The organism is Nostoc sp. MG11 (genome assembly GCF_014904695.1).
Lineage (GTDB): Bacteria > Cyanobacteriota > Cyanobacteriia > Cyanobacteriales > Nostocaceae > Komarekiella.
On record NZ_JACXXN010000012.1, the window covers coordinates 68,869 to 82,064 of the forward strand.

Consider the following 13,196-nt stretch of genomic DNA (forward strand, 5'->3'; position numbering starts at 1 on the left):
CAAAGGTCAAAAGTCAGTATTTATTCCCCTTGTGCTCCTCTGCCCCTCTGCTCCCCTCCTCCTCACCACCCTCTGGGGGAGCCTTCACCACGGGGATCAGCCGCTCCTTCTAAAGTTCCATCTGTTGTTACAGCGATCGCATTAACATTACCCCAAGGAGGAGTTTCCTTGATATTATGTCCTCGACGGCGTAAGTCTTGCAGAGTTAGAGCATCCAAACTCCAGGATTCTGAGCGCAACCCATCTGGAAGCCATTGATGATGTATGCGTGGGACAGAAATCGCAGCACCGACATTCATATTGTATTCCAGCACATTCAGGATAACTTGCAAGACTTGGGTGATGATGGTGCTACCTCCAGGTGTACCGACTGCCATGCGGAGGCGTCCATTTTCTGTGACAATTGTGGGAGTCATGCTGGATAAGGGAGTTTTGCGAGGTGCAATGCTGTTGGCATCGTTGCCAACCAAACCAAAAGCGTTAGGCACTCCTGGTGCAGCTGCAAAATCATCCATCTCGTTGTTGAGAACAATCCCGGTTCCTGGTGTCACCACACCAGCTCCAAATCCCAAGTTAATCGTGAAAGTCAAACTCACGGCATTACGTTGTTCGTCCACAACGGTAAGGTGACTGGTTTGAGTAGATTCAGAAGATTTTGAATTGGGAATTGTATTGAGTCCTGGCTTGATCTCGGTCGAGGGTCTAGCCAGTTTCATATTAATTTCTTGACGGCGTTTTTTGGCGTATGCTGGACTGAGCAGTTCTTGTACAGGGATTTTGACAAAATCTGGATCGCCTAAATATTGCGAGCGATCGCTGTAAGCAATTTTCATCGCTTCTACCATCAAATGTAGAGCATCGGGATGATGCCAACCTAAAGATTTTAAATCAGTGTCACCAATAATATTTAATATCTGCAATAGGTGAATGCCTCCTGATGATGGTGGTGGCATTGAACAAATTTTAGCTTTGCGGAAATTCCCACAAACGGGAGTCCGCCAGATTGGTTTATAGGCTTTAAGGTCTTCTAGAGTAATTAAACCACCGTTTTTTGCCATATCGGAAGCGATCGCCTGAGCAATATTTCCGGTATAAAAGCTTTGGGGATTTTGGGCAATTGTTACTAATGTGCGTCCTAAGTCACGCTGCACTAGCTTCTCCCCTGGTTGATATAATTCGTCGTTGCGAGTGAAAATTTCTCGCGCCGCTGGATTGTTGAGAATTGCCTGCTTGCGATTGTTATATTCTGGGATCGAACGCCAAGTAACTTCAGGACTGAGGATAAAGCCATCCTTAGCCAGAGCGATCGCAGGTTTTACTACCTCTTGCCAAGACAGTTTACCATAGCGACGATGGACTTCATAAAGTCCGGCTACGGTTCCCGGTGTCGCCACCGCTAAATAACCATTTACACTTGCATTCGGACGCACCTTACCTTGTGCATCCAGATACATATTTCTTGTAGCTTTCAGGGGTGCGCGTTCCCGAAAATCTAAGGCTTTCATTTCGCCAGTTTTCTCTGAATGCATCAACAAAAAGCCACCGCCGCCGATTCCCGCCGAAAAAGGCTCAACTACAGAAATAGCAAAGGTTGTGGCTACAGCCGCATCAATTGCATTTCCACCCTTACGTAACATCGAAATTCCTGCTTCACTGGCTAAGGGATGAGCCGAAACCACCATTCCTTTTTTGGTGCGTAGGGGTAAAGTCAAGCCTGCTGATGCGACTTGACTATAAATAAGAACGCTAAAAGAAAAAAAAGCGATCGCCCCTTGTATGGAGTTAGTAACTAAGGCGATCGTAGATGGATGTAAACGTCTAATTTGAGCAGACGTAAAATTTTTCGACAATTCTAATTACCTTCAGCCAAATTTAGCTAACTCAGGTTAAACAATTGACAGCGCACCTAAATTACCGCTGTAACCAGTAATTTCAATGATGGCGTCAGTTTTAGCGTCAAATCCATTGGTAGAATCATTAATAGCTAAGAACGTCCGCAGACTAGAATAATAACCCGCAGGTTCACCCACACTGAATGTCGCTGCTTTATTAGCCACAAAAGTAGTTGTGTTCAAGAAGTCTTGGATTCTAGCCTCAGTCAGACTACTAATAGCACCAAATTGTTCAACATCTAAGGCATTTACGGCACGAGGTGCATCGATGATATCTACACCAATCTTGAGGTCTTTAATTACATCAAAATTAGACAGCAATGAATCACTCAAAGACTCAAACACAAAGGTATCACTACGATTACCGCCAGTTAATATGTCTCCACCAGCACCGCCGATGAGGGTATCACTACCGTAACCGCCATTGAGTTGGTCATTGCCGTCGAATCCTAAGAGTTGATCATCACCTTTGCCACCAAAAAGTTGGTCATAGCCATCAAATCCCACTAAATCATCATTACCGTCGCCACCATAAATTGTGTCATTGCCAGCTAATCCCAAGAGTTCATCTTTACCGTCGCCACCAGAGATTTTATCATTGCCAGCATCACCAATTACTTCATCGTTACCACTGCCACTGTTAAGGGTCAAACCCTCTACTGCATTATCATCAATGGTTTTGGATACGAGTTTACCTTTGTCACCATAGATATAACTAACAAGCGTATCAGTGACACCATCATTATTATCGTCAATCTCCTCAGATATCAGCTTGCCACTAGTATCGTAGTTGTAGGTAGTAACTGAGACAAGAATACCGTCTACAATTCCAGCGTCAACAGTCTTAGTTGCCAGATTACCCAAGGCATTGTAACTGTACGTGGTGAGGGTGTCACTGAGTCCATCAATTCTGCTGTCGAACTCTTCAGATATTAGCTTATCGCTGGAATTGTAGCTGTAGGTAGTTAGTGTATCGATGATGCCGTCATTACCTGCGTCAAAGTTCTTGGTTGTCAGTTTACCGCTGGTATTGTAACTGTAGGTAGTGACTGCATCAATAATCCCATCTTGATTGTTGTCAGTCTGATCAGATATTCGCTTGCCTTCGGCATTGTAGCTGTAGGTAGTCAATGCATCAGCTGTGCCGTCGCCGTCAGTATCTTCAGTTGTAGTTATGCGATCGTAGATAGTGTTAACAACATAATCAATTTTGCCGTCACTATTAGAGTCTCTGCTTTCAGATGTCAGGTTGCCCTCAGCATCGTAAGTATAGGTGGTTAGAGAGTCAATTTTGCCGTCGCCATTAGAATCAGTGCTTTCGGATGTGCGATCGCCTTCTGTATTGTAGGTATAGGTGGTTAGAGAGTCAGTTTTGCCGTCGCCATTTTCGTCTCTGCTTTCAGATGTCAGGTTGCTATCGGCATTGTAGGTAGAAGTAAAGACAGAATCAAATTTGCCGTCGCCATTAGAGTCAGTGCTAGAAGATGTCAGGTTGCCTTTAGCATCGTAAGTATAAGTGCTAACATAGTCAACTTTGCCGTCACCATCGTTGTCTTGACTATAGCTTTCAGATGTGCGGTTGCCTTCTGCATCGTAAGTATAGGTACTAACATTTTTACCAATAGCAGCAGAGAAGTTGCGTGAAACGTATTCACTGCTAGAGGATATCAAATTGCCGTCAGCATCATAGCTATAAGTAGAGACAGTCTCAGTTGTAAAGCTGCCATTGTCTACATCGACTATGGAGTTGATAGATGTCAGATTGCCTTCGGTATCATAGCTATAGTTAGACACAGTTACGTCAAAGCCATACCTGTAAGTTTCTTCGGATTTTCGGGTTGCCAATCTGCCGTTGACATCGTAGGCATAGGTGAAGAAAGTAAGACCCCCGGCGTCGGTAAAGGAGCTAGATGTTAGACTACCGTTGGCATCGTAGGTGGCAGTAGAGGCAGCACCAGGGTTGGGGCTATCGAGCAATCTACTGTTTGCATCGTAGGTATAGGAAATTATAGAATCAACCGCGCCCTCGCGATCGTAGTCCTCGCTTACAGATGTTAGGTTGCTTTTAACATCATAGGTATAAGTGGTGACTTGTTTGCCGCTAAAAATTGAGTCGGAGCTTACATTTATCAGATTGCCCTTGGCATCATAAGTATAATTTGACACGTAGTCAACTGTGCCGTCACTATTAGAGTTCTTATATAACGTCAAGTTGCCTTTGGCATCATAGGTGTAAGTGTAGATTTTGTCAGCAATACCATCACCATCATTATCTTCGTTTACGGATATCGGCTTGCCTTTGGCATCATAAGAACGAGTAGTGACATTGTTAGCCGTACCGTCACTATCATAATCGCTACTGCTGAGTATGAGGTCATAGGTGATAACTGAGTCTGCTATTCCATCACTATTGCTATCAATCCTTTCAGAGATGAGGTTGCCAAAGGCATCGTAAGTATAAGTTGTAGTAGAAGCCATTAATTTATCTCCGTAGTATAGATACCACTACTGATTCTAACGAGTGATAAATTACTCTGTTGACGAATTAATATATGGCAATAAATTGAGCCGTTGATGTAACTAATTATGCTCTACAAGGCATTGAGAAAATAAAATTTTTAATCACATCTATCTTAAGAAATATATTTTGTAATGAGACAAACTAATTTTATTACTGCCAATAGATGTATAAAATATAGGATTATTATATGTGACCGCAGAGATATAGATCATGAAAGCGATCGCTTCTCTACCCAACTTCTATAAAAACAATTTATAAACTTTAACAATGCATATCAATTTCAAAATTGCAAATAGGATTTAATGCTTATTAATTATTAGTTTGCCTGTATTTAACTATATGTAAACATATAATAGCCTGCTTTTAACAGGCTTTTTTGTAAATTACAGAATCTAATTCCGTGTTTTTTCAATTAGATGACATAGACGTTTAACAAGTCTAATGACCTTCAGTCGAACTAACTTAACTCAGTTTAAACAATTGACAGCACACCTAAATTACCATCTAAAGAAGTCTCTACATTACTTGTCCAACCAGTAATTTCAATGATGGCATCAGTGGTAGCGTTAAATCCATTTGTTGAATCGTTGAGAGCCAAGAACCTCCGCTGACTAGTACTTGTACTCATACTCACACTAAATGTTGCCGCCTGATTGGCTACAAAAGTAGTTGTGTTCAATAAACCTTGAATTTTCGCTTCAGTCAGAGCATTAATAGTACCAAATTGGATAATATTCGCAGCGCTTACAGCTAATGGTGCATCGATAGTATCTACACCAATCTTGAAGTCTTTAATCACATCAAAATTGGACAGCAACGAATCACTCAGTGACTCAAACACAAACGTATCACGACCATTACCACCAATTAGGATATCTGCACCAGCACCGCTAATGAGTGTATCATTACCACTGTCACCCGATAGTTTATCATTACCGTCAAATCCTGAGAGTTGGTCATCACCGTTGCCACCGTAAAGTATGTCATCACCATCAAATCCCACCACATCATCACTACCGTTACCACCAGAGATGTAGTCAGATCCCGCTAATCCTAAAAGTTCATCGTTACCGTTGCCACCAGAAATTTTGTCATTGCCAGCATCCCCAATCAGTTCATCATTACCATTGCCACCGTTGAGAAGCAAATCCGGCACTGGATTGTCATTATTAACAATCTTCGCGACAAGTTGACTCTTGCGAACTTGAGCGTACTCATAACGCGCAGTTATTACGGGGTATACATCTATATCATAGATATAACTGACAACAGTATCAGTAACGCCATCATTATTGTTGTCTGTCTGCTCAGATATCAGCTTGCCGTCAGCATCGTAGTTGTAGGTAGTGAATGCGTCAATGATGCCGTCGTTACCATTATCAAAGTTTTTGGTTGTCAGATTACCTTTAGCATCGTAGCTGTAAGTGGTAAGTGCGTCAGTGACGCCATCATTATTATTGTCAGTCTGCTCAGATATCAGCTTGTCACTGGTATTGTAGTTGTAGATAGTGAGTACATCAACAATGCCATCGTTGCTGGCGTCAAAGTTCTTGGTTATTAGCTTGCCAGTAGCATCATAGCTGTAAGTGGTGAGTGCATCAGTGATGCCATCATTATTATTGTCAGTTTGCTCAGATATCAGCCTGCCGTTAGCGCCATAACTGTAAGTGGTAAATCCATCAGTAAAGCTATCATTATTGTTGTCATCACTTTTGCTTATTCGACCATAGATAGCGGTATTTTCAGGCACGCCGAAGACACCAATAGCGGATGTTAAATTACCGTAGGCATCGTAGGTATAAGTGGCGCTATAAGTATCGCTACCATTAAAAGTATTGTTGACATCGTAGTTAGAGATTAGAGATATTAATCGACCGTAGGCATCATAGGCATAGGTGTAAATAACGTCAGGTTTGCCATCGCCATTGTTGTCAAAGCCTGCGTATGTCCGGTTGCCGTTGGCATCATAGGTGTAGTTGGCAAAAACTTCAGTTTTGCCGTCGTTATCGTCGTCATAGCTTTCGGATAATCGGTTGCCGTAAGCATCATAGGTAAAAGTATGAACTAGATCAAGCTTGCCGTCGCCATTATAGTCTTCGGTATATAATGTCTGGTTCCCGTTGACATCATAAGTATAAGTGGTTACACTGTCAGCTTTGCCGTCGCCATTGGTGTCAACTCTTGCGGATGTGCGGTTGCCGTCGGCGTCATAAGTATAAGTAGTGAAGCTTCCTTGATCAAGATTACCCGCGGCATCGTAGTATTTAGTATTTTTGGAGGTTTGATTACCGTCGGCATCGTAGGTATAGATGGTGATATTATCACCTCTGCCATCTTCATAGTCATTAAATTCAGATATCAAATTGCCGTTGACATCGTAAGTATAAGAAGTAGTATTTTCCTCAAAATTGCTACCGTCTTTGTAAACATTACTTCTGGATATCAGTCTACCATTAGCATCATAAGCACAAGTGGTCTTATAATCACCATTGCCACTGAGCCTTGATGTTAGTTGGCTATTAGCATTGTAAATAGCTGTGTAGACTAAATCATCAGCTACGCCGTCGTCATCGTTGTCTGTACTTTCGGATGTGCGATTGCCGTTGGCATCGTAAGTATAAATAGTAGTGGCATACCCACTCTTACTTTCTGATGTGAGGTTGCCGTCGGTATCATAAGTATAAGTGATTCGTTCAGGCGTGCTGTTGCGATCATAAACGGATGTTAGATTGTTGTTGGCATCGTAGATAGCAGTATAAAATACATCATCAGCTATACCGTCGTTATCATTGTCATAGCCTGCGGATATCCGGTTTTCTTTAGCATCGTAGGTATAAACATTAATAGGGTAAAGGTCAAAGGTACTATATATGACGTTATAGTTGATAACAGAATCGGTTATCCCATCACTATTGTCGTCAATCTTCTCGGAGATGAGGTTGCCGAAGTCATCGTAAGTATAAGTTGTAGTTGATGCCATTAGTTGTATTAAGTGTATTAGAGATAGTTGTTGATTGTACCAAGTGTTAAATTACTCTGTTTAACAATTAATCTATTGCAACAAATTAAAGTGATTAATATAACCAAGTGTCATGAAGTAAAGTCATTTTCATACTCAGGTTAAATTGATTTGCTCTACCTTGAGGATAGTTTTGTGAGCAATACAAAAATATCAAATTCACCCTAAAGATAGATGCACAAGATGTGGTAATATATTCTACTGTGGGGTTTAAATGATGAAAGCGATCGCTTCTCTACCCAACTTCAGGTAATTTATAATTTTATTTCTAGATAGAAAATACAGATATGAAAGCGATCGCTTCCCTACACAACTTCCATGCAGCGATGAATAAGCTCTAAGTAAGTTATATCCATTCCCACCTTTATACTTTTATAGGTGAGGTTTAATCACCTTAAAACTTACCTGCCATTTGGCGTTTATTTTCTCGAAAAGCCTTAAATGTAATAGGACAATCTGGAGTATGAAAAACTTTGTTTTCGCTCAAAGCTACCCAGAGAACCCATTTCTTAGGATTTATGCCTAAACATACATAAGAGTATTTTCTATTTTCAATACACCAATGATAATTAATATCTTGAAGAAATTCAGTTTTTAATTGCTCAAACATCACTTCCCAATCTGGGCAAGTATTTTGAAGCTTATATTTAACCCAATCTTTCACTTCAGAAGAATTTAACCACTCAGACAATTCATCAACTGTTGGGTGGAGGTTGCCATAGTGAGAATCTAAAAAATTTCTGATTTTTGATTTCAGCATTGGTTTTTAATAAATAATTCAATTCGCTAACAGTGAAGAAATCAATACAAGAGAATTTCTAATTAGCGTATAAGTGGTTACATAACCAAGAAATAATAGAGCTAACAATACTTGAAACTGCTTCTATGATTAAAGCAGGAACAATCTAACTTTTGCAGATTTCGTGTGACACTATTTTGTTGTTTGTATAAATTTTCTGTGTAAATTTCTAATTTTCATTTTATTTGTAACCGTCCATCTTCCATGTGAACAATGCGATCGGCAATATCTAAAATACGAACATCGTGAGTTACAAGTAGAACTGAACAACCTTCTTCTTTTGCAAGACGTTGAATAATGTCAACGACATCACGGCCAGTTTTACTGTCTAGTGATGAGGTAGGTTCGTCTGCTAGCACCAATTTGGGTTGAGCAACCAACGCCCTAGCGATCGCCACTCGTTGCTTTTGTCCACCTGATAATTTGTCTGGGTAATTATCCACAAGTTCGCCTAATCCTACAGCTGCTAACATGGCTACAGCGCGGTGTCGATACTCCTGTTTGGGAATTTCTGGATGCAGCTTTAGAGACATGCGGACGTTACCATAGGCAGAAAGGCACTTAAGTAAGTTGTGATGCTGAAAGATAAACCCGATTTGGTTCCGCACTTGAGTTAACTGCTTTTTGCTAGAACCCCGTAGTTCTTGACCAAGGATTTTCAGACTTCCATCCTGCACCGATCGCAATCCGCCAATTAGTGTCAATAATGTTGTCTTACCACCACCAGAAGGGCCTGTGAGGATGACAATTTCTCCTGGATAAATGACCAAATCCACATCACTAAGCACAGGCTTACGCAAAACCCCTTGACCGAAAGCATGATTGAGGTTGCTAACAGCGACAGTTGGTTCCATAATACTAATTCGTAATTCGTAATGACGCTCGTTCGCGTAGCGTTAGCCTTAAAATACATCGGCTGGATCGGCAGAACGGAGTTTAGTGGTGGCGATCGCACCGGAAACGCCACACATTACAATAGTTAGGATGAACACTTGAATAGCAACACTCGCCTTCATCGCCAAGGGAATTCGCGTGAGTGTTACGAGTAATTCATAGATACCAACTGAGGCGATAAAGCCGGGGATGAATCCCATTACACCCAAAATAACAGCTTCTTGTAGTACTACTAATAATAGAGAGCGATCGCCATAACCCATAGCTTTGAGAGTGGCATACTCTGACAGGTGATCGCTAACATCAGAGTAGAGGACTTGATAAAGAATAATCACCCCAACAACAAAGCCGACAATCGTACCAAACTTGAGGATGATCCCCTCTGGCTGTGAACTGTAGAATTGCTGTTCGCGTTGAATTAATTCTTGATGAGTAAATACCTCCACCTCTGGCGGAAGACGTTGACGCAATTTTGCTTGGACTGCGGTTAGATTTGCACCTTTTTCCAGGGTAACTACTCCCAACCGCGCTTGGTCGAGGCTATCTTGACCATTGCGCTGAGCGTAATTCCAGTCACTCATGATCACGTTCCCTTTATCATTCATGGTGCTACCCATGCTGAAAAGTCCAACTACATAAGTGCGGCGATTTTCCATAATAGTTGCTAACTCTGATTTCTTAGCAAGCGATTGCGGAATTTCGCCTAAAGAAGATTGGGATAAACGGTCAAATAATACCGCGTCTGGTGCAGTTAATTTTGCTAGTTGCTGATTTACTTCTGGTAATTTAAACACAGAAGAATGAGCAGGATTGAAAGCAATAATCCTAACTTCGTTACCAAAGAAACCGCGCCTGCGAGGTCTTTTTTGATTAGAGTTACTCGGCTTAGATAACTGATTGGGATTTACCCAATTTGCCCTATTAATATAGACAGGGCTAACAGCAGAAACACCATCTACCGCAGTTGCTTGATAAAGGTAAGCACGTGGAAAAGATATTCTAAACTGTAAACTAGGACTATATGAGGATACTAATAATAAATCTCCTCCTAAGCTTTCATGAAGTCTAGTTGTTCCTTCTGTTAGCATTGCTAGGAGTCCTAGCTGAGTGAACATGAGAATATTTGCAAAGCACACGCCTGTGGTTGCTACAGCTAAGCGCATCTTTTGATGAGACAACTGTGACCAAGCTAGGGGAGTCTCTAACGAAAATTTTAGCGGGGGAAATTTCATGATTGCAGGTTTGTGATTTGGGTAACAAATTACCTTTTAACGAACCGCCAAGGACGCCAAGAGTAGAAAGAGAAGATTTGAGATATTGTTGAATAAGTATCAAAGCCCAAAATTCATTTTCTCAAACTTTTACTCTCTGCGACTCTGTCTTGAAAAGTTTCCTAGGTTGGGAAACTCCGAAGTTCTGATCGCCGGACGCCGGCGCTCAGACTTCTCTCCGCCTACAGAACTTTTCGCTGCGCCTCTGCGTGAAACAAAATTCATATTTCCACTCAACAACGCCACATTTTACTAATCGTTAAGAAGCCGCAACGTCAATCTTGACTCGCACTTGCATCCCAGTTAAAGCGGCTACTTTTGAACTATCTTCTGGGTCAATGCGGATTTTAACTTCCACTACACGAGCATTAACATCGTTAGTTGGGTTATTTTGGTCTTGATTGAGGCGGGTTTTACCAATTTGCAAACCAATTTGATCGACCTTACCCTGAATGTCGCCACTAAAGCCGCCGTACTCGCTATTAATTATTGCTTGCTGTCCTAGACGTACTTTGACGATATCAGTTTCGTAGACTTCTGCGATCGCATACATCTGTTTTGTTTGTCCTAATTCTGCAATTCCCTCTTGGGTGTTTACCTGTTCTCCAACACGGGTATTGAGCCGCAAAATCTGTCCAGCGACGGGAACTCGCACTTGTGAATCTTCTAATTGAGCTTTTTGCTGTTCTACCTGGATTTGGGCTTGCTCTAATTCAGCTTTCGCAATCTCAATATCAACTGGGCGTACCTCCTGCAATCGCTTGAGATTCGCCTTTTCTTTAGCAAGTTGTGCCTGTACGGTGGATGTGGTGTTGTCTAACTCGGCTTTATTTTGCGAAAGGACTGCTTTTGCTCGATCAAATTTCTCTTGGGCGTCGTCTAACTCAGAGCGCTTGATAGCTCCTTCCTGAGTTAAAGTCACATAGCGTTGATATTGCAGTTGAGTATTGCGGATAGTTGCTTGGGCTTGGGCGATGGTTGCTTGTCGTTGTTTGGTTTCAGTTCGCAGGCGGGCCTCTAATTCAGTAATAGCAGCACGTTGAGCAGCAATTTCTCCCTGTTTAAAATCTCCTTGTTGAATTTTAAGCAATTGCGATCGCTTAATTGTCACATTTGCTTGAGCATCCCTAAGTTGTTGTTCAGCTTTATTTTGCCCTTGGAGAATGGCAATTACCTGATTTGCCTTGACAAAATCACCTTCTTTTACCAGGATTTGATTAACACGGCTATCTTGAGCATTGACCACAGAAATCTTAATCACGTCTCCTTCTGGTACTAACTTTCCTAAAGCTACTACCCGATTGGAGGTAGCAACTTCAGTTTGTACCGGAGCATCACGAGGATTATTTTGTGCCTGTATGGAACCACAGGCGACAGATAATGTGGAAAGACTGATGATAGTTGTGTAACTCACACACTGCCGAAGTACGACAGATACACCCTGCTGAAACTGAACCATAGCTAATGGGAGCATCATAGCTTTTGGTAGATGTTTTTATTTTTACGTCAAGTCACAAACATGCTAAAAGGCAACGTCTACAGGGAAATACAGACTCCAGGTGTATTTATAAGGTTCCCACGAATAAAATTGCTGACTATCAGCAATGATAATATCGATTCTCAAGTAAAAGAGATTGGGAGCAGGGGAGCAAAAGAATATAGGACTTACGCACTGAAGCCTGAAACCTAGATCCCCCCTAGCCCCCCTTTTTAAGGGCTACGGTGTACACACAAGTCTTTTAGAGTTGCCCCACAGGCTTTTGATCCCCCCAACCCCCCTTCAAAAGCAGGGCAAAAACCTCTCAAAGTCCCCCTTTTGAAGGGGGATTTAGGAGGATCTACAACGATTTTGGTTTTGTACAGAGATGTGTGTACACCGTAGCTTTTTAAGGGGGGAACTTCTAAAGCCCCCTTTTTAAGGGGATTGGGGGATCTGAGTGCGTAAGTCTTGGAATAATTCCTTTCTCAATACCCAGTCCCCAATCCCCAATCCCCAGTCCCAATCCCCAGTCAGGATTATGCTGAAATTTGATAATCAACTAGAAACCCTTTATGCCACAAATCGCCAAGTATGGCGGGAATGGTTGGAGAAAAACCATCACACCTCGATTGGTATATGGCTCATTTACTACAAGGTGAAAAGTGGTAAGCCAAGCGTTCAATATAGCGAAGCTGTAAAAGAAGCCTTATGCTTTGGTTGGATTGACAGTAAAGTCAAATCCTTAGATGAAGAACGTTATATGCAAATATTTACACCTCGAAAACCAAAAAGCGTATGGTCAAAACTAAACAAGAAATATATTGAAGAACTTATCGAACAAAATTTAATGACGGATGCTGGTTTGAAAAAAATTGAAGTTGCTAAACAAGATAGCTCCTGGAGCAAATTAGACGCCATAGAAGAGTTAATCATTCCAGTAGATTTAAAGCAAGCATTAGAAGCAAACGAAATTGCTAACAAATATTTTCAGGCATTTAGTAACTCATCCAAAAAGAATATACTCTTTTGGATTGAAAGTGCCAAACGTCCAGAAACAAGGTTGAAAAGAATTGAGCAAACTATCAGCTCAGCCACGCAGGATAAGAATCCATTAGTACGATGACAACGTAAATAAGCAAAAAGGCTGGTAAAAGCATAAATGCTTGGATAGATGAAATCTTAACTGTTGCTGCGGATAAAGTAGTCAAAACCTAGAGTAAAAGATTCTAAATATCTCTTTTTCTAAAATGCGAAGATAAAGCGATACCTAACGCACCACTCTCTTACAACAAGCTATGTCTAATGGTGTTTACGCTCTAC

8 protein-coding genes are annotated in these 13,196 nt (G+C 41.5%); 1 reads left to right on the top strand and 7 read right to left on the bottom strand.

Annotated elements, in window-relative coordinates; all coding sequences use genetic code 11:
- Window positions 1–62: 62 nt before the first annotated feature.
- From ggt to HCR01_RS18195, 7 genes are all read right to left on the bottom strand, one after another.
- Window positions 63–1,778 carry a gamma-glutamyltransferase gene (gene ggt / locus HCR01_RS18165; protein WP_320073135.1) on the bottom strand — a complete coding sequence of 572 codons (1,716 nt, stop codon included), beginning with the start codon at window positions 1,776–1,778 and terminating at the stop codon, window positions 63–65.
- Window positions 1,779–1,886: 108 nt separating this feature from the next.
- Window positions 1,887–4,370, bottom strand: coding sequence for a bluetail domain-containing putative surface protein (locus HCR01_RS18170; RefSeq protein WP_193197528.1), 2,484 nt, complete (start codon window positions 4,368–4,370; stop codon window positions 1,887–1,889).
- Window positions 4,371–4,885: 515 nt separating this feature from the next.
- Window positions 4,886–7,393, bottom strand: a complete 2,508-nt coding sequence (locus HCR01_RS18175; protein WP_193197529.1) for a bluetail domain-containing putative surface protein — start codon at window positions 7,391–7,393, stop codon at window positions 4,886–4,888.
- 433 nt (window positions 7,394–7,826) lie between these two features.
- Window positions 7,827–8,192 carry a hypothetical protein gene (locus tag HCR01_RS18180; protein WP_193197530.1) on the bottom strand — a complete coding sequence of 122 codons (366 nt, stop codon included), beginning with the start codon at window positions 8,190–8,192 and terminating at the stop codon, window positions 7,827–7,829.
- A 215-nt stretch (window positions 8,193–8,407) separates the two neighbouring features.
- A complete protein-coding gene (locus HCR01_RS18185) occupies window positions 8,408–9,085 on the bottom strand; it encodes a DevA family ABC transporter ATP-binding protein (RefSeq protein WP_193197531.1) in 678 nt (225 codons plus the stop codon).
- 48 nt (window positions 9,086–9,133) lie between these two features.
- A complete protein-coding gene (devC, locus tag HCR01_RS18190) occupies window positions 9,134–10,357 on the bottom strand; it encodes an ABC transporter permease DevC (RefSeq protein ID WP_193197532.1) in 1,224 nt (407 codons plus the stop codon).
- A gap of 298 nt (window positions 10,358–10,655) precedes the next feature.
- On the bottom strand, window positions 10,656–11,873 hold the full coding sequence (locus tag HCR01_RS18195) for an efflux RND transporter periplasmic adaptor subunit (RefSeq protein ID WP_226889420.1): 1,218 nt from the start codon (window positions 11,871–11,873) through the stop codon (window positions 10,656–10,658).
- 541 nt (window positions 11,874–12,414) lie between these two features.
- Here HCR01_RS18195 and HCR01_RS18200 point away from each other — a divergent pair.
- Window positions 12,415–12,999 (top strand): YdeI/OmpD-associated family protein, encoded by a 585-nt coding sequence (locus tag HCR01_RS18200; RefSeq protein ID WP_193197533.1) that lies wholly within the window; start codon window positions 12,415–12,417, stop codon window positions 12,997–12,999.
- Window positions 13,000–13,196: the final 197 nt, after the last annotated feature.

Bases quoted from the DNA above. Each gene is read 5' to 3' on its own strand.
- HCR01_RS18170 (WP_193197528.1), bottom strand. From the start codon at position 4,370: ATGGCTTCTACTACAACTTATACTTACGATGCCTTTGGCAACCTCATC.
- HCR01_RS18175 (WP_193197529.1), bottom strand. From the start codon at position 7,393: ATGGCATCAACTACAACTTATACTTACGATGACTTCGGCAACCTCATC.
- HCR01_RS18180 (WP_193197530.1), bottom strand. From the start codon at position 8,192: ATGCTGAAATCAAAAATCAGAAATTTTTTAGATTCTCACTATGGCAAC.
- HCR01_RS18185 (WP_193197531.1), bottom strand. From the start codon at position 9,085: ATGGAACCAACTGTCGCTGTTAGCAACCTCAATCATGCTTTCGGTCAA.
- devC (WP_193197532.1), bottom strand. From the start codon at position 10,357: ATGAAATTTCCCCCGCTAAAATTTTCGTTAGAGACTCCCCTAGCTTGG.
- HCR01_RS18195 (WP_226889420.1), bottom strand. From the start codon at position 11,873: ATGATGCTCCCATTAGCTATGGTTCAGTTTCAGCAGGGTGTATCTGTC.
- HCR01_RS18200 (WP_193197533.1), top strand. From the start codon at position 12,415: ATGCTGAAATTTGATAATCAACTAGAAACCCTTTATGCCACAAATCGC.